The 23,093-nt window shown below is 65.3% G+C and carries 20 protein-coding genes; 16 read left to right on the top strand and 4 right to left on the bottom strand.

The features are described from left to right. Positions 1-26 precede the first annotated feature (26 nt). Positions 27-635: a cytochrome c family protein gene (locus WC704_RS10945; RefSeq protein WP_372889955.1), complete on the top strand. Its 609-nt coding sequence runs from the start codon at positions 27-29 to the stop codon at positions 633-635. A gap of 42 nt (positions 636-677) precedes the next feature. Here the strand turns inward: WC704_RS10945 and WC704_RS10940 are convergent, their stop codons facing one another. Both WC704_RS10940 and WC704_RS10935 read right to left on the bottom strand, forming a co-directional pair. Beyond that, positions 678-1,586, bottom strand: coding sequence for an LOG family protein (locus tag WC704_RS10940; protein ID WP_372889954.1), 909 nt, complete (start codon positions 1,584-1,586; stop codon positions 678-680). Positions 1,587-1,623: 37 nt separating this feature from the next. Next, entirely contained in the window at positions 1,624-2,292 is a 669-nt protein-coding gene (locus WC704_RS10935) for an extensin family protein (protein ID WP_372890215.1), read from the bottom strand. Between the two features lie 171 nt (positions 2,293-2,463). Here WC704_RS10935 and WC704_RS10930 point away from each other — a divergent pair, with 171 nt between their 5' ends. From WC704_RS10930 to WC704_RS10920, 3 genes are all read left to right on the top strand, one after another. Continuing rightward, positions 2,464-3,594 carry a phosphoserine transaminase gene (locus WC704_RS10930; RefSeq protein WP_372889953.1) on the top strand — a complete coding sequence of 377 codons (1,131 nt, stop codon included), beginning with the start codon at positions 2,464-2,466 and terminating at the stop codon, positions 3,592-3,594. Between the two features lie 138 nt (positions 3,595-3,732). Next, positions 3,733-5,310 (top strand): phosphoglycerate dehydrogenase, encoded by a 1,578-nt coding sequence (gene serA, locus WC704_RS10925; RefSeq protein ID WP_372889952.1) that lies wholly within the window; start codon positions 3,733-3,735, stop codon positions 5,308-5,310. Positions 5,311-5,362: 52 nt separating this feature from the next. After that, positions 5,363-6,469 carry an ATP phosphoribosyltransferase regulatory subunit gene (locus WC704_RS10920; protein ID WP_372889951.1) on the top strand — a complete coding sequence of 369 codons (1,107 nt, stop codon included), beginning with the start codon at positions 5,363-5,365 and terminating at the stop codon, positions 6,467-6,469. Positions 6,470-6,476: 7 nt separating this feature from the next. Here the strand turns inward: WC704_RS10920 and WC704_RS10915 are convergent, their stop codons facing one another. Continuing rightward, positions 6,477-7,304: an alpha/beta hydrolase gene (locus tag WC704_RS10915; protein WP_372890212.1), complete on the bottom strand. Its 828-nt coding sequence runs from the start codon at positions 7,302-7,304 to the stop codon at positions 6,477-6,479. 292 nt (positions 7,305-7,596) lie between these two features. Between WC704_RS10915 and WC704_RS10910 the strand changes: the two genes are divergently transcribed. Then, positions 7,597-8,886: an adenylosuccinate synthase gene (locus WC704_RS10910; protein WP_372889950.1), complete on the top strand. Its 1,290-nt coding sequence runs from the start codon at positions 7,597-7,599 to the stop codon at positions 8,884-8,886. 175 nt (positions 8,887-9,061) lie between these two features. Here WC704_RS10910 and WC704_RS10905 read toward each other — a convergent pair whose 3' ends face one another. Next, entirely contained in the window at positions 9,062-10,270 is a 1,209-nt protein-coding gene (locus tag WC704_RS10905; protein WP_372889949.1) for a cation:proton antiporter, read from the bottom strand. A 142-nt stretch (positions 10,271-10,412) separates the two neighbouring features. On the opposite strand from WC704_RS10905, the gene WC704_RS10900 reads away from it, so the two are divergent. The 11 genes from WC704_RS10900 to WC704_RS10850 all read left to right on the top strand — a co-directional run bounded on the left by WC704_RS10900 (position 10,413) and on the right by WC704_RS10850 (position 23,090). After that, entirely contained in the window at positions 10,413-11,327 is a 915-nt protein-coding gene (locus WC704_RS10900; RefSeq protein ID WP_372889948.1) for a haloalkane dehalogenase, read from the top strand. Beyond that, positions 11,324-11,737 (top strand): DUF1330 domain-containing protein, encoded by a 414-nt coding sequence (locus WC704_RS10895; RefSeq protein WP_372889947.1) that lies wholly within the window; start codon positions 11,324-11,326, stop codon positions 11,735-11,737. The genes WC704_RS10900 and WC704_RS10895 overlap by 4 nt, the downstream gene beginning before the upstream one ends. After that, positions 11,734-12,390 (top strand): 2-hydroxychromene-2-carboxylate isomerase, encoded by a 657-nt coding sequence (locus WC704_RS10890; protein WP_372889946.1) that lies wholly within the window; start codon positions 11,734-11,736, stop codon positions 12,388-12,390. Before WC704_RS10895 ends, WC704_RS10890 begins: the two co-directional genes overlap by 4 nt. A gap of 99 nt (positions 12,391-12,489) precedes the next feature. Beyond that, complete coding sequence (locus WC704_RS10885) at positions 12,490-12,873, top strand: hypothetical protein (RefSeq protein WP_372889945.1); 384 nt, start codon at positions 12,490-12,492, stop codon at positions 12,871-12,873. Further along, positions 12,870-14,561: a sulfatase-like hydrolase/transferase gene (locus WC704_RS10880; protein WP_372889944.1), complete on the top strand. Its 1,692-nt coding sequence runs from the start codon at positions 12,870-12,872 to the stop codon at positions 14,559-14,561. The genes WC704_RS10885 and WC704_RS10880 overlap by 4 nt, the downstream gene beginning before the upstream one ends. Before the next feature lie 477 nt (positions 14,562-15,038). Then, positions 15,039-15,128, top strand: coding sequence for a potassium-transporting ATPase subunit F (locus WC704_RS10875; protein ID WP_083834087.1), 90 nt, complete (start codon positions 15,039-15,041; stop codon positions 15,126-15,128). 13 nt (positions 15,129-15,141) lie between these two features. Continuing rightward, positions 15,142-16,833, top strand: a complete 1,692-nt coding sequence (gene kdpA / locus WC704_RS10870; protein ID WP_372889943.1) for a potassium-transporting ATPase subunit KdpA — start codon at positions 15,142-15,144, stop codon at positions 16,831-16,833. 13 nt (positions 16,834-16,846) lie between these two features. Beyond that, complete coding sequence (gene kdpB, locus WC704_RS10865; protein ID WP_372889942.1) at positions 16,847-18,889, top strand: potassium-transporting ATPase subunit KdpB; 2,043 nt, start codon at positions 16,847-16,849, stop codon at positions 18,887-18,889. Between the two features lie 11 nt (positions 18,890-18,900). Continuing rightward, complete coding sequence (kdpC, locus tag WC704_RS10860; RefSeq protein WP_372889941.1) at positions 18,901-19,497, top strand: potassium-transporting ATPase subunit KdpC; 597 nt, start codon at positions 18,901-18,903, stop codon at positions 19,495-19,497. Positions 19,498-19,639: 142 nt separating this feature from the next. Continuing rightward, entirely contained in the window at positions 19,640-22,282 is a 2,643-nt protein-coding gene (locus WC704_RS10855; RefSeq protein ID WP_372889940.1) for a DUF4118 domain-containing protein, read from the top strand. Positions 22,283-22,412: 130 nt separating this feature from the next. Then, complete coding sequence (locus WC704_RS10850; RefSeq protein WP_372889939.1) at positions 22,413-23,090, top strand: response regulator; 678 nt, start codon at positions 22,413-22,415, stop codon at positions 23,088-23,090. The last annotated feature ends 3 nt before the right edge of the window (positions 23,091-23,093 follow it).

Raw genomic sequence — 23,093 nt, 5'->3', positions numbered from 1 at the left:
CCGCGGCAGAAGGTACAGGACGAGACATGAGCAACCGGACCAATACAATCGCTGGCTGGGTTTTGGGCTCGATGGGCGTGGCGCTCGCGCTGGGCATTGCCGGCAATATGATCGTTCACCCGATCAAGGCCGAAAAGGCCGGTTATCCGATCGAGGGCGGTGCCGAAGAGGGCGCAGGGGCAGCCGCAGCCGACAAGCCGATTGGGGAAATGATGGCCGTGGCCGATGCCTCGCACGGCGCGGAAGTGTTCAAGAAATGCTCGGCCTGTCACACCGTCGCGCAAGGCGGTGCCAATGGCATCGGCCCCAATTTGTGGGCGACCGTGGGTGAGGCGATCGCCCAGGGCAAGGGGGGTTACGCTTTCTCGGACGCGCTGAAGACTGCGAGTACCGGCAAGAAATGGGATTTTGAGGAGCTCAACAAGTGGCTCACCAGCCCGCGCGCTTACGCAGCGGGCACCAAGATGACCTTTGCCGGACTGACCAACGCCAAGGATCGCGCCGACGTGATCCTGTATCTCAACGCGCAAGGCTCCAACATGCCGCTTCCGGCGGCAGCACCCGCTGCCGCTCCCGCGCCGGAAGCCGACAACGCGACCGATCCTGCCGCGGCCAATACGGCCACTGAACAATAAGGCCCGACGCATCCCCATCGCAGCCGCGATGGGGATGTCGCCTCAATCCTTGTCGCGGTAAAACGCCTTCACCACCGCCCAGCCTTCTTCGGCGGTTTCGACGAAGGTGAAGATGTTCAGGTCCTTGGCCGAGACCACGCCTTCCTCGACCAGTGCCTCGAAATTGACCACGCGGTCCCAGAATTTGCGGCCATAAAGCAGCACCGGAATCGGGGCAATTTTGCCGGTCTGGATCAGCGTCAGCAGCTCGAACAGTTCGTCAAAGGTGCCAAAGCCGCCGGGAAACGCCGCCAGCGCGCGCGCGTGCAGCAAGAAGTGCATCTTCCGCAGCGCGAAATAGTGGAACTGCATCGAAAGCGACGGCGTAACGTAAGGATTGGGCGCCTGCTCGTGCGGCAACACGATGTTGAGCCCGACCGAATCATACCCTGCCTCCGCCGCACCGCGATTCGCCGCCTCCATGATCGACGGGCCACCGCCCGAACACACCACGAACTGCCGCTTGCCTTCCTCATCCTCCGGGAATGCGCTGACGAGCTGCGCCAGTTCATAAGCGACGGTGTAGTATTTCGATTTCTCGACCAGGCTCTGCGCGATGCGGATCGCGGTCTCGCCCTCGGCACGGTCAAGCAGTGCCTGCGCCTTGGCGGGTTCGGGGATACGCGCCGATCCGTACATCACGAAGGTCGAGCCGATATTGGCTTCGTCCAGGATCAGTTGCGGCTTCAGCAATTCGAGCTGGAAGCGAACCGGCCGCAAATCCTCGCGCAGCAGGAAATCCATGTCCTGAAAGGCCAGGCGATAGGACGGATTTTCGGTTTGCGGCGTGCTGACGCCGGTTTTTGCGGTCTCGGCATCCTGCCGTGCCGGGGCGAACACGCGCGACGGGACATGCGTGTCTTGCGAAGGGGTGTCGTGATGCGGGGGGCGGTTTTGCGGTGTGTCGTTCATCCACCGCTCCTAAGCCACCACGCCGCAAATTTGAAGCCTAGCGGCAAAAACCCGCATGATCGTCTTCAAAGTGCAGGTGGTTGTAATGCGCGGCATTGTAATCCGGGCTCAACACCGTGCCGAAACGCTTGCACGCCGATGCACGGATCGTGCGCAGGAAAGCGCGCGCTTGCGGGTCGCCGCCGTTCCAGTTTTGCTGGATCGTGATGCGCCGCCCGTCCTTCAGGATGAAACCCGACACATCAACGGCATTGGCGGTCGCATGGCCCGACAGCCGCCCGGCGGCCCCGGGTGCGCCAATCACCGCGCGGCAAGCGTAACTGCCCATGCTTTCGATCCGCACGACATCGCTGCCCAGCATTTGCCGCGCGGCGGGGGCAACGGCATAATCGACCCACGCGGTAAAGCCCCGCGCCAGCCCGCAGCGCATCGCCTTCAAATTGGTGACCGGCACGCCGATGTCGATCAGTTGCAACGTCCCGATCAACCGACATCCGCCGCCATAATCATGATCGGGCAATGGCGAAAAGCGCACATCCTCGCGGGAAAGATCGGCGTAGCAAGCCTGCGTTTCGCGATTGGTCGGCAGCGCGAGCGTCACCGGCTTCGCCCCGCGCGGGCGCGGCGGGGGGCGTCGGTCCTGCCCGCCCCCGAACATGCAGGCGGAAAGCAGGAGCGGAAGGAGGAATACCGCGCGTTTCACCATGCCCTTATAGCGCAAATGCTCCGCTTGCGGGATAGCGCACGCAATGGCGTGGTGGCCGGCATGGCGAGCAGATCACGCGCAAACCGGTTGACCGCCGGGCGAAACTCTCTAGGGCGGTCGATGGGCCACGCGGTCCCAACGCCGCGCGTGCTCTCTGTGAGGAGAGACTACATGACTGACCTTCCTGCGCGTCCCGCGCATTTGCCTGCACGCCCGTATTTTTCCTCGGGCCCGTGCGCCAAGCCGCCAGGCTGGACCCCCGCCAATCTTGCCACCGAATCGTTGGGGCGCTCGCACCGCTCGAAGATCGGCAAGGCGCGGCTGCAATATTCGATCGATCTGATGCGCGAGCTGTTGAAGCTCCCCGACACGCACCGCATCGGGATCGTCCCCGGCTCCGACACCGGTGCGTACGAAATGGCGATGTGGACGATGCTGGGCGCCAAGCCCGTCACCGCGCTCGCCTGGGAAAGCTTCGGTGAAGGCTGGGTCACCGACGCGGTCAAGCAGCTCAAGATCGATCCCACCGTCCTGCGCGCCGATTACGGCCAATTGCCCGATTTGAACGCGGTCGATTGGTCGAACGACGTGCTGTTCACCTGGAACGGCACCACTTCGGGCGTGCGCGTGCCGAATGCCGACTGGATCCCCGAGACGCGCGAAGGCCTCTCCTTCGCCGACGCGACCAGCGCGGTGTTCGCCTATGACATTGATTGGGCGAAGATCGACGTCGCCACCTTCTCCTGGCAGAAAGTGCTGGGCGGCGAAGGCGCGCACGGCGTGTTGATCCTGGGGCCGCGCGCGGTCGAACGGCTCGAAAGCTACACCCCCGCCTGGCCGCTGCCCAAGGTGTTCCGCCTGGTTTCCAAGGGCAAGCTCACCGAAGGCGTGTTCAAGGGCGAGACGATCAATACGCCCTCGATGCTCGCGGTCGAGGACGCCATCGCGGCACTCGAATGGGCCAAGAGCGTCGGCGGCGCGGACGGACTGATCGCGCGCAGCGACGCCAATGCCGCAGCCCTCGACCAGATCGTTGCGGACCGCCCGTGGCTTGGGCATCTCGCAACCGACCCGGCCTCACGCTCGAAGACCAGCGTCTGCCTGACGGTCGAGGGTGCCGACGAAGCCTTCATCAAGGCCTTCGCCGGTCTGCTCGAAAAGGAGCACGCCGCCTATGACATTGCCGGGTATCGCGATGCTCCGGCGGGCCTGCGCATCTGGTGCGGCGCAACCGTCGACACCGCCGACATCGTCGCGCTCGGGCCGTGGCTCGACTGGGCCTATGCGAGCCTGAAAAACTAGTCTCCATCCTTCCCGCGAAGGCGGGAATCCACAATCCCGACGTCCGTACCCGATCCGCAACGCCAGCCCGTATGGATCCCCGCCTGCGCGGGGATGACGCTGGTTGGAATGACGGACGCGAAATCGAAGGAAGTTCCCATGCCTAAAGTCCTCATTTCCGACAAAATGGACCCCAAAGCCGCCCAAATCTTCCGCGAACGCGGCGTCGAGGTCGATGAAATCACCGGCAAGACGCCGGAAGAGCTGATCGCAATTATCGGCGACTATGATGGCTTGGCGATTCGCAGCTCGACCAAGGTGACCAAGGCGATCCTCGCCGCAGCGACCAACCTCAAGGTTATCGGTCGCGCCGGCATCGGCGTCGACAATGTCGATATCCCCTCGGCCAGCGCGCAAGGCGTGGTCGTGATGAACACGCCGTTCGGCAATTCGATCACCACCGCCGAACACGCCATCGCGCTCATGTTCGCGCTCGCGCGCCAATTGCCCGAGGCCGACGCTTCAACCCAGGCCGGCAAGTGGGAAAAGAACCGCTTCATGGGGGTGGAGCTCACCGCCAAGACGCTCGGTCTGATTGGCGCGGGCAATATCGGCGGCATCGTCGCCGACCGTGCGCTTGGCCTGCGTATGAAGGTGATCGCCTATGATCCCTTCCTCAGCCCCGAACGCGCGGTCGAACTCGGCGTCGAGAAGGTCGAGCTTGACGACCTGCTGGCGCGTGCCGACTTCATCACGCTGCACACCCCGCTCACCGACCAGACGCGCAATATTCTCTCGGCGGAAAACCTCGCCAAGACGAAGAAGGGCGTGCGTATTATCAATTGCGCACGCGGCGGCCTGATCGATGAGGCCGCGCTCAAGGCCGGGCTCGATTCGGGCCATATCGGCGGTGCCGCGCTCGACGTGTTCGTGCAGGAGCCAGCGAAGGATTCGCCCCTGTTCGGCACGCCCAACTTCGTCTCGACCCCGCATCTCGGCGCCTCGACCGATGAGGCACAAGTCAATGTCGCGATCCAGGTCGCCGAGCAGATGTCGGATTATCTGATGTCGGGCGGCATCACCAACGCGCTCAACGTGCCGAGCCTGTCCGCCGAAGAGGCCCCGCGCCTGAAGCCGTATATGGCGCTGGCCGAAAAGCTCGGCTCGCTTGTCGGCCAGCTCACCACCGGATCGATCGCGCGCATTTCGGTCCATAGCGAAGGTGCCGCCGCCGAGCTCAACCAAAAGCCGATCGTTGCGGCGGTGCTGGCCGGGTTCCTGCGCACGCAGACCGACACGGTCAACATGGTCAACGCCCCCCTGCTCGCCAAGGAACGCGGCATCGAGGTGCGCGAAGTCCGTACCGAGCGCGAGGGCGATTACCACACGCTGCTGCGCGTTTCGGTCAAAACCGATGCGGGCGAGCGGTCGGTCGCCGGCACTTTGTTCGGCGAAGCGGCGCCGCGCGTGGTCGAGCTGTTCGGCATCAAGGTCGAGGCAGATCTCGTCGGCCACATGCTGTATGTCGTCAATGAGGATGCGCCGGGCTTCATCGGTCGCCTCGGCACGTTGCTCGGCGCGGCGGGGGTCAATATCGGCACCTTCCATCTCGGCCGACGCTCGGCGGGTGGTGAGGCGGTGCTACTGCTGTCGATCGACGATGCGGTAACGCCGGAATTGTTGGCACAGGTCCGCGCGCTGCCGGGCGTGAAGACCGCGATGGGCTTGGCGTTTTAAGGAAGTTAGGCACCCTCTCCCCCCCAAAAGGGGAGAGGGAGAAGGATATAGCATGACCACCGCCCTCCTCCCGACCGGTTTTCGTGACCGGCTTCCCCCCTTCGCCGACGCCGCCGCGCGGCTGGAAGCCGCAGCCCTCGCCGCCGCTTATGCCTATGGCTATGAACGCGCCGACCCCGCGCTCGCCGAGTTCGAGGCGGGCCTCGCCGGCCGCCTGAAAGCCGCGCGCGCGCAGGATGCGGTGCGCTTCGTCGATCCGGTCAGCCAGGCGACGCTGGCGATTCGCCCCGACATGACCGCGCAGATCGGCCGCATCGCCGCGACTCGCATGGGCCACCACCCGCGCCCGGTGCGGCTGTCCTATGCCGGACCCGTGCTGAAGCTGCGCGCCTCGCAACTCGCGCCCGAACGTGAATTGCGCCAGATCGGCTGCGAGCTAATCGGGCTCGATACCGTGGCGGCGGCGCGCGAAGTGGTGGAGGTTGCAGTCGCCGCGCTCGAAGCGGCAGGCGTCAACGACATTTCGATCGACTTCACCCTGCCTGATCTGATCGACGTCCTCGCCAGCGGCCCCTTCCCGATCGCGCCCGAGCAGATCGGTGCGTTGCGCGACCGGCTCGACGCCAAGGATGCCGGCGGCGTCGCCGCGATCGCGCCCGCCTATCTGCCGCTGATCGAGGCGGCGGGCCCCTTCGAATCCGCGCACGCCCGGCTCTGCGCGTTTGACGCAGGCGGCGCGCTGACCTCGCGGCTCGATGCCTTGTGGAAGATCGCCGAGGGCCTGCAAGGCCGCGTCGCGCTCACGCTCGACCCGACCGAGCGCCACGGCTTCGAATATCAAAGCTGGCTCGGCTTCTCGATCTTTGCAGGCGGGGTGCGCGGCGAAATCGGGCGCGGCGGCACCTACACGATCATGCACGAAGGCGGCGCCGAGGAATCCGCCGTCGGCTTCTCGCTTTATGCCGATGCGATCGTTGCGGCAGGTCTGGCCGAGGTCGACCGCCGTCGCCTGTTCGTCCCGCTCGGCACCGATCCGGCGCTGGCCGCCGCGATGCGCGCCGCAGGCTGGGTCACCGTCGCCGCGCTGGAGGCGGGGGACACGCCCGAAGCGCAATTGTGTACGCATGTTTTACGCGAGGGCGAAGCGCGCGCGGTCTAACCCCGGCTTATTTGAACAGCCGGTCGAGATAGGCATCCACCACCGGCGTGGCGGGATAGTCCTTCTCGCCCAATTGGCGGTTGATCGCGGCGTGCCCGCGTAGGCCCGAACCCTCGAAGCCGCGCACTTCGGCTGGAGTACCCGCCTTGCGCAGTGCCGCCGCGAGCGCTTCGGACTGTGCCGTGCCGTCCTCGCGCGCGACATGGAGGATCAGAAAGCTCGGCGCGTTGGGCGCTGCCGCATATAATGTTGGCGACAGTGCCTTTTGCCGCGCCGGATCGCTGCCAAAGGCCTCCAGATAGCGATCGTGCATGAAGCTGCCGCCTTCGGCGATCTGGCGCGGCACATCATACGCAGCGCCATCCAGCAGGATCACGCCCTTTACCGCATCCGCCCGCAAGTGCGCGCGTTCGAGATAGCGCGGATCGGTCCCAACCAACGCTGCGAGATGCGCGCCCGCGCTATGGCCCATCAGCACGATCCGCCGTGGATCAATACCAAGCGTTGGGGCCTGTCGCACCAAAGTCGCGATGGCGTCGGCCACATCCTGCGCTTCCTGCTCGACCGTGGCCGCTGGAACCAGCCGATAGCCAACCGAGGCAAAGGCATAGCCCCGCTCAAGACTGTGGCTGACCTTGGCGGAACCGCGCGCCATGCTTTTGTCGCCACGTTCCCAGCCGCCGCCATGCACGAAAATTACCAGTGGGGCGGCGCCATCGGTCCTGGTCGCGTGCCAGAAATCGAGGTGCTGGAGCGGATCCGCACCGTAAGCGATATCGGTTCCTGCCGGGCCCGATTGCTGCTGTTGCTGCTGACGCTCGATCCAGCGCTTCATGATCGCCTTGCGCAGCGGCCCCTGCGCGTCAGCGGCACTTGCCAGCGTAAGCGCGGCGGCGATCGTTACCATCAAAGCCCGATTTTTCACAACAATGCTCCCGGACACCGTCATTCCCTGTCGGACGTGCTGGTATCGGGCAGCGTTTTTCGCGACAAGCAAACAAGTGTCGCAAGGTGTATCGGGGCTTTCGCCAGGTTCATTGCCCCACGGGCAGGCGCAATAACAATGGACCCCCTGTCCCCTGCGCATTAGGGCTGCACCGAAAATGTAACAGCAGGTGGCAACACACGTGGGAAACGTAGCAGTGATCGGCGCCCAATGGGGCGATGAGGGCAAGGGCAAGATCGTCGACTGGCTGGCCGAGCGTGCCGATGTCGTCGTGCGCTTCCAGGGCGGGCACAATGCCGGCCATACCCTCGTCGTCGGCGAAAGCGTCTACAAGCTGTCGCTGCTCCCCTCGGGCATCGTACGCGGCACCCCCTCGGTCATCGGCAATGGCGTGGTGCTCGACCCGTGGGCGCTGAAGGCCGAGGTCGAGAAATTGCGCGGCCAGGGCGTGACGATCACGCCTGACACACTGATGCTCGCCGATACCTGCCCGCTGATCCTGCCGTTCCACCGTGATCTCGATGCCTTGCGCGAAGATGCCAGCGGTGCGGGCAAGATCGGCACGACGCGTCGCGGCATTGGCCCGGCTTATGAGGACAAGGTTGGCCGTCGTGCGATCCGCGTCTGCGATCTGGCGCACCTCGATTCGCTCGGCGCACAGCTCGACCGGCTGACCGCGCACCATGACGCGCTGCGCGCGGGTTTTGGCGAGCCGCCGATCGATCGCGATGCGTTGGTCCAGGAACTGCGCGAAATCGCCGATTTCGTGCTGTCCTTCGCCAAGCCGACCTGGCGCGTGCTCAACGATGCGCGCGCGAACGGCAAGCGTATCCTGTTCGAAGGCGCGCAAGGCGTGCTGCTCGATGTCGACCACGGCACCTATCCCTTCGTCACCTCGTCCAACACGATTTCGGGCACGGCGGCGGGCGGTTCGGGCCTTGGGCCAAGCGCGGTCGGCTTCGTGCTCGGCATCGCCAAGGCCTATACCACGCGTGTCGGATCGGGCCCGTTCCCGACCGAGCTGGAGGACGAAACCGGGGTGCGCCTGGGCGAACGCGGCCATGAATTCGGCACCGTCACCGGGCGCAAGCGGCGCTGCGGCTGGCTCGATGCGGTGTTGCTGCGGCAGTCGGCGGCAGTCGGCGGCATCACCGGCATTGCGCTGACCAAGATCGACGTGCTTGACGGCTTCGACGAAGTAAAGATCTGCACCGGCTATCGCCTGCGCGGCGAAACGCTCGATTATTTCCCTGCGCACGCCGCCGACCAGGCCGAGGTTGAGCCGATCTACGAAACCATGCCCGGCTGGCAGGAGACCACGGCGGGCGCGCGAAGCTGGGCCGATTTGCCCGCGCAGGCGATCAAATACATCCGCCGCGTCGAGGAACTGATCCGCTGCCCGGTTGCGCTGGTCTCGACCAGCCCCGAGCGGGACGACACCATCCTGGTCCGCGACCCCTTCTCGGATTGAGGGCTGAGAGACCGTTTGGAAATTCGCGAAAGAGCGAATTTCAAGGCGGCACCGGCCCGCTCCCCCACCCGGCCACCCAACGGCAGTATTCTATGGGTGGCCGGGTGGGGGAGCGGGCCGGTGCCGCGAAATGCGCGATGGCGCATTTCCAAACAGACTCTGAGTCCGCGCCGGTTCAGGACCCTGATCCGGCGCGGGCAATTCCGGCGTAGCGCCGCAGTAGCGGCGTTACGATCGGCACGGTCAGCATCGTGCTGCCGACCGCCATCAGCAACAATGCGGTGAACGTCGCGCTCGAGATCACCGCGCGATCAAGCAGGATGTTGGCGAAGATAATCATGATCAGCGCCTTGGTCTGCAAAAGCCAGCCGACGATCGACGCCTCGCCCTTGCCCCAGCGCAGCGTACGCCCGGCAAGCTGCACGCCCGCCAGTTTCCCCCCGACCGAGGCGACCAGCAACAGCGCAGCGGCGGCGAAGACTTGCACGCCGCCCACACTCCAACTGGTCCGCAGCCCCGTGCTCAGGAAGAACACCGGCATCATCGCCAGCAGGACGAAGTTGCGGAAGGCATCCATCTCGGCCTCGCCGAACCAGTCCTTGTCGAGCACCGCCCCCGCCACAAAGGCACCGACCATGAAGTGCAGCCCCGACCAATCCGCCGCAAAACCGCACAGGGCAACCCAGACCAACGCGACATACCAGCGGTCCCGCACCACAATCCGGGTCAGCAGGCGACGGATCAGCACCGCCGCGATCGCAAAAGCCGCGAGAAAGGCGACCTGCCGCCCGACGCGCTCCCAATCCAGCAGGATCAGCGCCAGTACGCCCCAGATCGCGATATCGTCCAGGCTGGCATAACGCAGGATCCGCTGGCCAAAGGGCTGGCGCAGAATTTCGAGCTTATCGAGAAACAACACCAGAATCGGCAAGGCCGTGACCGCACAGGCCATGCCGATGCCAAGCACGACTTGCCAGCGCGTGCCGCTCGCCCCGATCCAGCCCGGCCATTGCAGCAGGATCAGTGCCGCGCCCGCGCCGAACATCAACGGCACCGTCAACGCCAGGCCCGCGGTCAACCCAGTCTCGCGTCGCCGCTTCCACGCTTCGCCCAGATCGAGTTCCACCCCGGCGACGAAGACGAACAACATCACCGCCCACCACGCGATACCGTTCAACGTGCCGATCACCTGCGGGTTGAACACATAGCCGTAATAGCCCGGCAGCGCCGCACCCAGCACCCCCGGCCCCAGCAATACCCCGCCGATAATCTGCACCACCACCAGCGGCGCTGCGTGCTCGGTCCGGCCAACCCGCCACACCAGATACGGCAGCGCAAAGATCAACAGCATTGCAACCAGGAAGGTTTCGGCGGTGTTCTTCATCTGTCCCCCAAACAATGCCTCCTCTCTGCCGATCCGCGCGACACCTGGCAACGCTTGCTTTGGTGCGCGAGCGTCCACCTCCGTCTTCGCACTTGACCATGCGACATTCTATTGGCACGAATAATGTCATAAGGAGAGTGTAGTGCAGGTTTTGAGAACGCCCGACGCGCGGTTCGATCGGCTGACCGACTATCCCTTCGCGCCGCACTATCGCGAGATACACGACGCCGACGGCACCGCGCTGCGCGTGCATTATGTCGATGAAGGACCGCGCGACGCCGCGCCTGTGTTGCTGATGCATGGCGAGCCGAGCTGGTCCTATCTCTATCGCAAATTCGTACCGTCGCTCACCGCCGCCGGACACCGCGTGATCGCGCCCGACCTGATTGGCTTCGGCAAATCCGACAAGCCCGCCGCGCGCGCCGATTACACCTATGAACGCCATGTCGCGTGGATGTCCGACTGGCTCACCGCGCTCGACCTGCAGGGCATCACGCTGTTCTGCCAGGATTGGGGCGGGCTGATCGGGCTGCGGCTGGCCGCCGCCTTCCCCGATCGCTTCGCGCGGCTGGTGATCGCCAATACCGGCTTGCCCATCGGCACCGGATCATCGGCGGGATTCGATGCGTGGTTGACCTTCAGCCAGAATGTGCCGCTCTTTCCCGTCGGCGCGATCGTCAATGGCGGCACCGTGCGGGAGCTCTCCGCCGACGAAATCGCCGCCTATGACGCGCCCTTCCCCGACGAAAGCTACAAGGAAGGCGCGCGGCAATTCCCGACGTTGGTGCCGATCACGCCCGATCACGCCTCGGTTGCCGAAAACCGCGCGGCGTGGGCGGTGCTGGAGCGTTTCGACAAGCCCGTCCTCACCGCCTTCAGCGACAAGGATGCGGTGACTGCGGGCGGCGAGAAGATCTTTATCGAACGCGTCCCCGGCGCGCGCGGCCAGCCGCACACCATCATCCCGGGTGCCGGCCACTTCCTGCAGGAGGACGCGCCCGAGCAATTGAGCGCGCTGATCGACGGCTTCATTCGCCGCACGGGAGCATCGGCATGAACCTCACCAACGCGGTCTTCCCCCCGCCCGAGCAAGCCGCCGCCTTTTTCGGCGGGCCGGAGGACGGGCCATTCGTGATGGTCAACCTGCTGAAGTTCAAGGACAATGCCGAATATCCCGACGGCTCCGACGCAACGCTCACCGGGCGCGAGGCCTATGCCCGCTATGGCGCAGCGGTGCAGGCGTGCCTCGCCGCGGTTGGCGGATCGTCGGTCTACGCCGGTGCGGTGAGCGAGCTGATGATCGGCGAGATGGACGAGATGTGGGACATGGTCGCGCTCGCCCGCTATCCATCACGCGCCGCGATGCTGGCGATGGTGCAATCGCCTGAATATCAGGCGATCGAGAAACACCGTGTCGCCGGGCTCGCGGGGCAGCTCAACATCCGTACCAAGCCGCTCGGCGCATGACGCTCGTCTATGACCTTTATTGGTCGTTCCGCTCGCCTTATTCCTATTTGGTGACACCGCGCCTGATCGAACTCGAACGCGATTTCGATGTCCAGGCGCGCGTGCGCCCGGTCTATCCGATCGCGGTTCGCCAGCCTGATTTCTTCACCAGCAACGATCCGTTGTGGCTGAGCTACTTCCTGCGCGATATCGGGCGCAGCGCCGCCTTTGCGGGGATGCCATTTCGCTGGGCGCAACCCGACCCGGTGGTGATGGATTTCGCGACGCGCACCTATCCGCTCGAACAACCCTATATTTACCGCCTGACGCATCTCGGCGTCGCGGCGGCGGAACGCGGGCGCGGCCTCGCCTTTCTCGGCGCGGTCAGCCGACTGATCTGGAGCGGGGAAATCAGCGGCTGGCATGAGGGCGACCATCTGGCGCGCGCTACCGCCGAAGCCGGGCTCGACCTTGATGAACTTGATGCCGCGATCACCGCTACACCGGAACGCTATGCCGAAATCGTCGCCACCAACCAGGCGGCGCAGCGCGATGGCGGCCATTATGGCGTGCCGCTGATGGTGTTCGAAGGCGAACCCTTTTTCGGGCAGGATCGCTTCGACCAGCTCAAATGGCGGATGGAGCAAACGGGGCTGGCGCGGCGCGACGCCTGATTCGGCCACGGATTGCGCGCGGGATAATGACACTATACGTGTCGTAACGTCGCGTCGTCGCTGACCGAGCTATGACGACGCAATAGGGGGAGGGTTGCGATGCGGAACCTGATGCGCGGGGTGGTCGGCCTGGTTGGCCTGTTCAATGTCGGGCTGGGAATCACCTTCCTGTTCGAGCCTGCGCGGGCAATGTCGCGCTTCTTCCTCACGCCGGTCGGCACGCAGGGTCTGGCGACGGTGCGCGCCGATTTCACTGCCTTTTTCGTCACCGGCGGGGTGTTCGCATTGATCGGCGCATGGCGGTGCGCGCGCGCGCCGCTGCTGGTGCCGCTGTCGCTGCTCGGCATCGCGATTGGCGGGCGCTGCCTGAGCCTGATCCTCGACGGCACACCTGCCACCGCCTTCCCACCGATGATCGCGGAAGCGGTGATGATCGCTATCTTGCTGTTCGCACGCCGCACCTTCGCGGACGCCGCACGGTGAAGCATTGGGGCAAGATCACGCTCGCCCTGCTCGCAGTGCTGGCGATCGCGGGGGTTGCCTCCAAGGATTATGTCCTGCTGCACCTGCCGGGCTGGACCGCGCCGCATGTCTATCCCACGCGCGCGGTAACCTGGCAGCGCGGCCCCGCCCCCGCCATTCCAGCGGGCACACGCCCGCCCAACATCGTGCTGATTGTCGCCGACGACCTTGGTTATAACGACATCAGCTTCAATGGCGGCGGGGTTGCGGGCGGGCTGGTCAAGACGCCGAATATCGATGCGCTGGGGCAGGACGGCGTCACCTTCGCCGACGGCTATGCCGGCAACGCCACCTGCGCGCCGAGCCGCGCCGCGCTGATGACCGGGCGTTACCCGACGCGCTTCGGGTATGAATTTACGCCCGCCGATACGCACCCGCCAGCCTGGTTTCCCTCCAGCCTGATCCGCACCGATGCGATGTTTTCACGCACGATCGCCAATTTCCCGACGACATGGGAACACAAGACGATCTTCGACGAAGATGCCGCACGCCAGCCCGCCTCGACCGCACCCAAGGGCGTGCCGTCGAGCGAAGTGACGATTGCCGAGTTGCTGCGCGGCAAGGGCTATCACACCATGCACCTCGGCAAATGGCATCTTGGCGAAGCCAAGGGGATGCGCCCCGAGGAGCAGGGCTTTGACGAGAGCCTGGGCTTCCTGATCGGCGGGCAGATGTATTTGCCCGAAGCGAGCCCCGACGTCGAAAATTCGAAACAACCGTTCGACCCGATCGACAAGTTCCTCTGGGCCAATTTGCCGTTCAGCGTGCAATATAATGGCGGACAGCGCTTCCACCCCGATCGCTACATGACCGATTATCTGACGGTGCAGGCCAAGGCCGCGATCACCGCCAATCGCAACCGGCCGTTCTTCCTGTACCTCGCCTACAATGCGCCGCACACGCCGTTGCAAGCATCGAAGGCCGATTATGACGCGCTGCCGCAGATCACCGATCATCGCCTGCGCGTCTATGCCGCGATGATCCGCGCGCTCGATCGCGGGGTCGGGCAAGTGATGGCGACGCTTAAGCAACAGGGGCTCGACCAGAACACGCTGGTCATCTTCACCAGCGACAATGGCGGTGCCAATTATATCGGCCTGCCCGACATCAACCGCCCGTATCGCGGGTGGAAGGCGACCTTCTTCGAAGGCGGGGTGAAGGTGCCGTTCTTCATGCGCTGGCCCGCGCGGATCAAGCCGGGAACGAGGATCGCCGGCCCCGTTAGCCATTTCGACATCTTCGCCACTGCGGGCGATGCGGGCCATGCAAGCCTGCCCCGCGACCGCGCGCTCGACGGGGTCGATCTGCTGCCCTTCATCGACGGCAAGCAGAGCGGAACGCCGCACCAGACGCTGTTCTGGCGCAGCGGTCGCTATCGCACCGTGCGCGACGGCGACTGGAAGCTCCAGGCGCTCGATTTACCGCATGTCGAATTGCTCTATGACATGAAGGCCGATCCGACCGAACGGAAGGACGTCGCCGCGCAGCACCCCGACGTCGTCGCGCATCTCGACCAATTACTCGCCGCGCATGACCGCGCCAGCGTCAAACCCGCCTGGCCGTCGCTGATCCGCTCCCCAATCGCGATCGACCGACCGCTCGGCACCAAGCCGAAACCGGGCGAGACTTATATTTATTGGTCGAATTAGACAAAGGGGATAGTCTCCTTCCACTCGATAGGGGACGGTGCGATCTACATATATGCAGGTGCAATGGTAGGAGAGCGAGCTTGAGCGCGTTGGCGGCATTTGCAATCGGCATCGCTGTCATCGCTGTGCTTGTAGCGCTCGATTTCTGGAAAGATCGTCTCGTAACGCGGGCCGTGTTTAGCCTAGTGGATCGCCTGCCGCCATATAGGGCGAAAGGTCGCTATCGCTCGCAGCCGCCGCAGAAGTATACCTCGTTACACAAGCCTCGGAACGGCGGCTAACACTTTTTGCCGTTCCGTCCCATGCAAAGGCAATCCCCATTTTGTGTGCTCGCGGCCTAGCCGGAGAGCCCCCCGCACTTTACGCCCGCTTTAAGCCCGCTTTACGCTCGCTTTACGCCCGCCCCCCGCAATCCCCCGCGCGGGCTAACGCCGTTTCGGCGCAGGGACGTCGCCTGAACCATCACAGGCGGGCCCTATGTCCTTTGACCTTTTACTCGGCGGCGTCGTCGCCATCATCGTGCTGATCTATCTGCTGGCTGTGCTCGCGCAGCCCGAGCGGTATTGAGGGAGGCGCGGCCATGACCCTCACCGGCTGGAGCATGATCCTGCTCTTCACCTTGCTGATCGTCGCGCTGGCCAAGCCAGCCGGGGATTGGATGTACGCCCTCTATGCCCGCGAGAAGATGCCGTTCGGCTTCCTCGAACGCGGCTTCTACAAACTCGCCGGGATTGATCCCAAGGCCGAGCAAAGCTGGGTCGGCTACGCCGTCTCGCTGATGGTGTTCAACCTGGGCGGCATCGCGCTGTTGTTCGCGATCCTGAAATTGCAGGGGGTATTGCCGATAAACCCGCAAGGGTTTGGCGGCATGGAGACGCTGCTCGCCTTCAACACGGCGGTCAGTTTCGTCACCAACACCAACTGGCAGAATTACGGTGGCGAATCCTCGCTGTCGAACCTCAGCCAGATGGCGGGGCTGACGGTGCAGAACTTCCTGTCCGCCGCCGTCGGCATCTCGGTCGCCTTTGCCTTGATCCGTGGTTTTGCGCGTAAGCAAGCCTCGGGCATCGGCAATTTCTGGGTCGATGTCACCCGCGCCACGCTCTATCTACTGCTACCGCTCTCGATCGTGCTGGCGCTTGGCTATGTCGTCATGGGCGTGCCGCAGACCTTCGGTCCCGCGGTCGTCGCGACGACGGTGGAAGGTGCCAAGCAGACCATCGCGGTCGGCCCGGTCGCCTCGCAGCTCGCGATCAAGATGCTCGGCACCAATGGTGGCGGCTTCTTCAACGCCAATTCCGCGCATCCGTTCGAAAACCCCACCGCGCTCAGCAACTTCCTGCAGATGATCTCGATCTTCGTGCTCGGTGCAGGGCTCACGCTTACCTTCGGCAAGGCGGTCGGCAACATCCGCCAGGGCTGGGCGATCCTCGCTACCATGCTGATGCTGTTCCTCGTCGGCGTCGCGGTCGCTTATGGGGCCGAGGCTGCCGGCAACCCGATCCACCACGCGCTCGGCGTCGCCGGGGGCAATATGGAGGGTAAGGAAGTTCGCTTCGGCATCGCCACCACCGCTTTGTTCGCTGTCATTACCACCGCCACCTCCTGCGGCGCGGTGATCGGGATGCACGACAGCTTCACCGCGATCGGCGGTCTCGTGCCCATGTTCAACATGCAGCTTGGCGAACTCGTCATCGGCGGTGTCGGCTCAGGGCTTTATGCGGTGCTGATCTACTGCATCCTGGCGGTGTTCATCGCCGGGTTGATGGTCGGTCGTACCCCCGAATATGTCGGCAAGAAGATCGAGGGGCGCGAGATGAAGCTGGCGGTGATCGCCATCGCCGTCCCCCCGCTCGCCATCCTCGGCCTCACCGCCGTGGCCTGCGTCACGGGCGCGGGGCTTGCGGGGCCCGCCGCCAAGGGCGCGCATGGCTTTAGCGAGATTCTCTACGCCTTCACCTCGGGCGCGGCCAATAACGGCTCGGCGTTCGGTGGCCTCAGCGGCAATACGCCCTTCTACAATCTGCTGCTCGCGCTCGACATGTTCGTCGGCCGCTTCGGGGTGATCCTGCCGGTGCTCGCGATTGCCGGTGGTCTGGCCGCCAAGCGCCGCGTGCCGGAGGGGCCGGGCTCGTTCCCGACCACCGGGCTGCTGTGGATCGGCCTGCTCGCGGGCGTGATCGTGATCGTCGGCGGTCTCACCTTCCTGCCCGCGCTCGCGCTCGGTCCGATTGCGGACCAGGCGCAGGTCGCCGCCGGCACTTTGCTCTAAAAGGTCCAAGCCAATGGCAAACCAGAACGCTTCGCTCTTCACCGGCCCGCTGCTTGCCGCAGCGGTCCGGGATGCCTTCCTCAAGCTCAACCCCGCCAAGCTGATCAAGACGCCGGTGATGTTCGTCACGGCGATCGTTGCCAGCCTCTCGACCGTCTTGCTCATCAAGGGCCTCGCCACCGGCACCGGCCATGCTGCCTTTGAAGGGCAGCTCGTCTTCTGGCTGTGGCTGACGGTGCTGTTCGGAAACGTCGCCGAGGCGCTGGCCGAGGGCCGCGGCAAGGCACAGGCCGCCGCGCTGCGCGCCACCAAGGCGGATCTCCGCGCCAAGAAACTGATCGGCCCCATAGAATCAAAAGGGGCGGGTGCGTGGGAATGGGTCGACGCCGCTCGCCTGCACGTCGGCGACGCAGTGCTGGTCGAGACCGGCGATCTGATCCCCGCCGATGGCGAAGTCGTCGCGGGCGTCGCGAGCGTCAACGAAGCGGCAATCACCGGCGAAAGCGCGCCGGTCATCCGTGAGGGCGGCGGCGATCGTTCGGCGGTGACCGCAGGCACGCGCGTGATCGCGGATTCGATCACGGTGCGGGTGACGGCGGGTGCAGGCCAGGGCTTTCTCGACCGCATGATCGCGTTGGTCGAAGGTGCGCAGCGGCAAAAGACCCCGAACGAAATCGCCCTCACCATCCTGCTGGCGGGCCTGACGCTGGTCTTCTTGATCGCGGTCGGCACGCTGCCCGCCTTTGCCGCTTATGCAAATGGCGGCATTGCGGTGCCGGTGCTGGTTGCCTTGTTCGTCACGCTGATCCCGACGACGATTTCGGCGTTACTGTCGGCGATCGGCATTGCCGGGATGGACCGGCTGGTGCGCTTCAACGTGCTCGCCAAATCGGGCCGTGCGGTGGAAGCGGCGGGCGACATCGACACGCTGCTGCTCGACAAGACGGGCACGATCACCATCGGCGACCGTCAGGCGACCGCGTTCCTGCCCGTTCCGGGCGTTACGCTTGCGGAGCTGACCGCCGCCGCGCGGCTGGCCAGCCTGGCCGATGAAACCCCCGAAGGTCGTTCGATCGTCGTGCTTGCCAGCGCCGATGGCGCCGCCGCCGTTGCGATGCCGGAGGGAGCCGAGGAGATCAAATTCACCTCGCAAACGCGCGTCTCGGGGCTGCAAATCGGCGATCGCGCCTTGGTGAAGGGCGCGGTCGACGCGATCCTCAAGCGTTTGCCCACCGCCCCCAATGCCGATGCGCTGCGCAAGATTTCGGACGAAATCGCGCGCGGCGGTGCCACCCCGCTCGCGGTCGCCGACGGCAACCGCCTGCTCGGCGTCGTCCAGCTCAAGGATATCGTCAAGGCAGGCATCCGCGAACGCTTCGGCGAGCTGCGCCGGATGGGCATCCGCACGGTGATGATTACCGGCGACAACCCGCTCACCGCCGCCAGCATCGCCGCCGAAAGTGGCGTTGATGACTTCCTTGCCGAGGCGACCCCCGAGGACAAGCTCGCGCTGATCCGCAAGGAACAGGAAGGCGGCAAGCTCGTCGCGATGTGCGGCGACGGCACCAATGACGCGCCCGCGCTCGCCCAATCCGACGTCGGCGTGGCGATGAACACCGGCACGCAAGCAGCCCGCGAAGCCGGCAACATGGTCGATCTCGACAGCGACCCGACCAAGCTGATCGAGATCGTCGGCCTTGGCAAACAATTGCTGATGACGCGCGGTGCGCTGACCACCTTCTCTATCTCGAACGACGTCGCCAAGTATTTTGCGATCCTGCCCGCGATCTTCGTGGTGCTGTATCCGGGGTTGGGCGTGCTCAACGTCATGCACCTGGCGAGCCCGGAAAGCGCGATCCTGTCGGCGATCATCTTCAACGCGTTGATTATCCCGGCGCTGGTGCCGCTCGCGCTGAAGGGCGTGAAGTATCGCCCCGCCCCGGCGGGCACGCTGCTCGCGCGCAATCTCGCCGTTTACGGCGTCGGCGGGCTGATCGCCCCGTTCATCGGCATCAAGGCGATCGACCTCGTCGTCGCCGCCCTCCATCTCGCTTGAAGGATCTTTCGATGTTCACCGAAACGCTTCGCGCGCTCCGCCCGACCGCGGTCCTGCTGCTGCTCGTAACGCTCGTCACCGGGCTGCTCTATCCGGCCGCGATCACCGGCATCGCGCAAGGTCTGCTGCCGGTCCAGGCCAATGGCAGCATCCTGTCGGACACCAGGGGCAATCCGGTCGGTTCCGCGCTGATCGCCCAGAATTTCACGGGGGCGCGCTATTTGCATCCGCGCCCCTCCGCCGCAGGCAAGGACGGCTATAATGCAAGTGCGTCGGCTGCAACCAACCTAGCGCCGGGCTCGAAAGACCTGCGCGACGCCATCGCCAAGCGCGTTTCCACCGCGCGGGCGGAAGGGATGACCGGGGATTTACCCGCCGACCTGGTCACCACTAGCGCCTCGGGGCTCGATCCCGATCTGAGCCCCGAGGCGGCTTTTTTGCAGGCACCGCGCATTGCCAAGGCGCGCGGCCTGGACGTCGCCAAGGTAAAGTCACTGATCGCCGACCAGACCGAGCACCCCGTGCTCGGCATCATCGGCGAACCGCACGTCAACGTCCTGCTGTTCAATCGACAGCTCGACACACTTTCCGCTACCACCACAGGATAATGATCCTGCCGCACATCTCCTTCCACCGTCACCCCTGGCCTGTCCCGGGGGCCACCGCGCCGCATAGCCGGACGCCGTCGATCTCGCGGCACAGTGGACCCCCGGATGAGCCCGGGGTGACGAACGGGGCGGTGGACACATTATGATCGACTCCCGCCCCTCCCCCGATGCGCTGCTCAAGGCCGCCCAGCAGGAGGGGCGCGGTCGTCTCAAGATTTTCCTGGGGGCCGCACCCGGCGTCGGCAAGACCTTCGAAATGCTGCGCGAGGGCGCGGAACTCCTGCGCACTGGCACTGATGTCGTCGCGGGCGTGATCGAAACGCATGGCCGCGCCGAAACCGAGCGGCTGACCACCCCGTTCGAGATTCTGCCGCGCGCGAAAATCATTCATGGCGCGCACACGCTCGAGGAATTCGATCTCGACGCGATGCTCAAGCGGCATCCGCAAGTCGCCCTGATCGACGAATTCGCGCACACCAACGCCCCCGGCAGCCGCCACCCCAAACGCTGGCAGGATATTGAAGAGTTACGCGCGGCGGGCATCCATGTGCTCACCACGCTCAACATCCAGCATGTCGAAAGCCTCAACGATGTCGTCGCCGGTTTCACCCGCGTGCGCGTGCGCGAGACCGTGCCCGATGCGGTGCTGGACGATGCCGAGATCGAAGTGGTCGACCTCCCCCCCGACGAGCTGATCGGCCGGTTGAAGGACGGCAAGGTCTATATCCCCGCTGAGGTAACGCGCGCGCTTGGGCATTTCTTCTCCAAATCGAACCTGTCGGCGCTCCGCGAACTGGCGTTGCGCCGCGCCGCGCAGACGGTCGACCGCCATCTGCTCGATCATGTCGCCAGTCTCGGCGAAAGCGGCACCTGGGCGGGCGGCGAGCGTGTCGTCGTCGCGGTCGGCGATCAGCCGGGGAGCGAAACGCTGATCCGCTCGGCCAAGCGCCTCGCCGATGCGCTGCGCGCAAGCTGGACGGCGGTAGTGGTGGAAACTCCGCGCACGGCGACACTCTCCGCCGAGGCGCGCGCGCGCATGGCCGAGGCGCTCGACCTCGCGACCAGCCTCGGCGCCACCATCGCCACCATCCCGGCGCGCAGCGTGCTGGAAGGGCTGATCGCGCAAATCCGCGAGGCGCGCGCGACCGCCGTCGTCATCGGCAAATCGCGCCGTTCGTGGTGGTTCGAGCTGCGCCACGGCTCGATCGTCGACCGGCTGGTGCGCGCGCTCGATGGCGTGGCAATCCATGTCGTGCCCGTCGCGCAACCCAGCGAAGCGCTACGCGAAGCCCCCACCACGCGGCCGATCCTGGCGCGCGGGAGTCTGATCGGGCTTGCACTCGTCGGCACCAACACCGCGCTCGCGACGCTGTTACAGCCGCTGGTTGGCGCCAATGCGATGGACTTGCTGTATCTGCTGCCGGTGATCGCCACCGCGACGCTCTATGGCCTGCGCCCATCGCTGATCGCGAGCCTCGGTGCCGCGCTGGCGTATAATTTTTTCTTCCTTCCGCCGCTTTATACGCTGACGATTACCGATCCGCAGAATGTCGTCACGCTGATCGTGTTCGTCATCGTCGCGGTCGTCGCGAGCCAATTGGCCGGGCAAGTCCGCCGCGAAGCCAATATCGGCGCGCGCACCGCAACCGAGAATGCCGCGCTCGCGGCGTTCGGGCAGCGCCTTGCCGCCGTCGCCGATGAAAGCGGCACGGCAATCGCAACGTGCGAGGAGACCGCTGCCTTGCTGGGCGTGTCCACGGTTTTGCTCGGTGAGCGCGATGGCCGCCATGTTGTGATCGCCGGTGCGCCCGATGTGCCGCAACTAAGCCCGATCGATCTCGCCGCCGCCGACTGGGCGTTCGATCGCGGCGAGGTGACCGGGCGCGCGAGCGGGACGCTGACCGCGAGCGCGTGGCAATTCCATCCGCTCAAGACCGCGCTTGGCGTGTTGGGGGTACTCGGTGTCGCACGCGACCGCGATGGCGACCCGATCCCCGCCGACAAACGCGTGCTGTTCACCACGCTGATTGGCCAGGCCGCGCTGGCCCACGAACGCCTGCAACTGGAAGCGCAGGCGCGCGAGGTGAATGCGCTGAAGCAGCGCGACGATTTGCGCGCGACCTTGCTGTCCTCGATCGGGCATGACCTCAAGACGCCGCTCACCGCCGTCGTTGCCGCCGCCGATCAGCTCGCCAACGAATGTGGGGCCTCTTCCACCACCGCCACGCTACAGAGCGAGGCGCGGCGTTTGCGGCGCGTGTTCGACGATCTGGTCGAGATGACCCGGATCGAAGCTGGCGCATTGGTCGTGCGGCGCGAGGCGACCGACCTTACCGATGCGGTCGCCGCCGCCGTGCATGACCTGCGCGCCGAACTCGCGCGCCATCGCCTGATTCTCGACGTGCCGCCGACGCTGCCGCTGGTCGAGGCCGATCCGCGAATGCTGCACCACGTCCTCATCAACCTGCTCGGCAACGCCGCCAAATTCGCCCCCGCCCACACCGACATCGTGATCGAGGGGCGGCGCACGCCCGATGGCCTGACGCTCGGCGTGCTCGATCAGGGGCCGGGGCTACCGGCGGGACGCGAGGCGCATTTGTTCGATCGCTTCACCCGTGTCGATGGCAATGATCGTAGCGGTGGCACCGGGCTCGGTCTTGCGATCGTTCAGGGCTTCGCGCAAGCGATGGGGCTGCGTGTCAGCGCCTCGAACCGCGAAACGGGTGGCTCGGCGTTCGTGGTGGCATGGCCGAACGCGCTGATCCGGCGAGCGGTCGAGGAATGACCAAATTGCGTCACCCCGGCCTTGTGCCAGGGTCCACCAAGCCGCACGTTCGACGGATGATTTTTCAGCCGCTCCCTTCGCTGAACGGTGGCCCCCGGCACAAGGCCGGGGTGACGGCAGGAGATTGCCAATGACCGCACAAATCCTGATCGTCGACGATGAATCCGCGATCCGTCGCCTCGTGCGCCGTGCGGTCGAGCGCGCCGGGTTTACCGCCGACGACGCCGCCACCGCCCACGATGCGCTCATCGCCGCGCGCCGCGCGGGCTGCGAGCTGGTCCTGCTCGATCTCGGTTTGCCCGACCGCGACGGCATCGAGCTGGTGCCGCTGCTGAAAGCGATGGACCGCGCCGTGATCGTGCTCACCGCGCGCGACGCCACCGCCGAAAAAGTCGCGGCGCTTGATCTCGGCGCCGATGATTATGTCGTCAAACCGTTCGACACCGAAGAATTGCTGGCGCGGATCCGGGTCGCGCTGCGACGGCACAACGCATCGGCGACCGGGCAGGACCGGCTGAAGGTGGGGCCGGTCGAGATCGATCTTGCCGCGCATCAGGTCTGGCGCGATGGCGGTGCGGTGAAGCTAACCCGCAAGGAATTTGCGTTGCTGGCGGCACTCGCGCGCCACGCGGGCAAGCTGCTCACCCATGCGCATTTGCTGCGCGTGGTGTGGGGCGAGGGCCATATCGACGACGTCGAATATCTGCGCGTCGCCGTGCGCGCGCTGCGGCTGAAGCTGGAGGCAGACCCGGCGGCCCCCGCGCTGATACTCAACGAACCGGGAATCGGCTACCGGCTGGTGGCGTAAACG

It is taken from the genome of Sphingomonas sp., assembly GCF_041661885.1.
Taxonomy (GTDB): Bacteria; Pseudomonadota; Alphaproteobacteria; order Sphingomonadales; family Sphingomonadaceae; genus Sphingomonas.
This window is presented reverse-complemented; position numbering and strand designations above follow the sequence as displayed.

Coding starts and splice junctions, on each gene's coding strand:
- WC704_RS10855 (WP_372889940.1), top strand. CDS start 19,640: ATGATCGACTCCCGCCCCTCCCCCGATGCGCTGCTCAAGGCCGCCCAG.
- WC704_RS10895 (WP_372889947.1), top strand. CDS start 11,324: ATGAACCTCACCAACGCGGTCTTCCCCCCGCCCGAGCAAGCCGCCGCC.
- WC704_RS10850 (WP_372889939.1), top strand. CDS start 22,413: ATGACCGCACAAATCCTGATCGTCGACGATGAATCCGCGATCCGTCGC.
- WC704_RS10875 (WP_083834087.1), top strand. CDS start 15,039: ATGTCCTTTGACCTTTTACTCGGCGGCGTCGTCGCCATCATCGTGCTG.
- kdpA (WP_372889943.1), top strand. CDS start 15,142: ATGACCCTCACCGGCTGGAGCATGATCCTGCTCTTCACCTTGCTGATC.
- serA (WP_372889952.1), top strand. CDS start 3,733: ATGCCTAAAGTCCTCATTTCCGACAAAATGGACCCCAAAGCCGCCCAA.
- WC704_RS10945 (WP_372889955.1), top strand. CDS start 27: ATGAGCAACCGGACCAATACAATCGCTGGCTGGGTTTTGGGCTCGATG.
- kdpB (WP_372889942.1), top strand. CDS start 16,847: ATGGCAAACCAGAACGCTTCGCTCTTCACCGGCCCGCTGCTTGCCGCA.
- WC704_RS10905 (WP_372889949.1), bottom strand. CDS start 10,270: ATGAAGAACACCGCCGAAACCTTCCTGGTTGCAATGCTGTTGATCTTT.
- WC704_RS10930 (WP_372889953.1), top strand. CDS start 2,464: ATGACTGACCTTCCTGCGCGTCCCGCGCATTTGCCTGCACGCCCGTAT.
- WC704_RS10885 (WP_372889945.1), top strand. CDS start 12,490: ATGCGGAACCTGATGCGCGGGGTGGTCGGCCTGGTTGGCCTGTTCAAT.
- WC704_RS10940 (WP_372889954.1), bottom strand. CDS start 1,586: ATGAACGACACACCGCAAAACCGCCCCCCGCATCACGACACCCCTTCG.
- WC704_RS10890 (WP_372889946.1), top strand. CDS start 11,734: ATGACGCTCGTCTATGACCTTTATTGGTCGTTCCGCTCGCCTTATTCC.
- WC704_RS10920 (WP_372889951.1), top strand. CDS start 5,363: ATGACCACCGCCCTCCTCCCGACCGGTTTTCGTGACCGGCTTCCCCCC.
- WC704_RS10915 (WP_372890212.1), bottom strand. CDS start 7,304: ATGAAGCGCTGGATCGAGCGTCAGCAGCAACAGCAGCAATCGGGCCCG.
- WC704_RS10935 (WP_372890215.1), bottom strand. CDS start 2,292: ATGGTGAAACGCGCGGTATTCCTCCTTCCGCTCCTGCTTTCCGCCTGC.
- kdpC (WP_372889941.1), top strand. CDS start 18,901: ATGTTCACCGAAACGCTTCGCGCGCTCCGCCCGACCGCGGTCCTGCTG.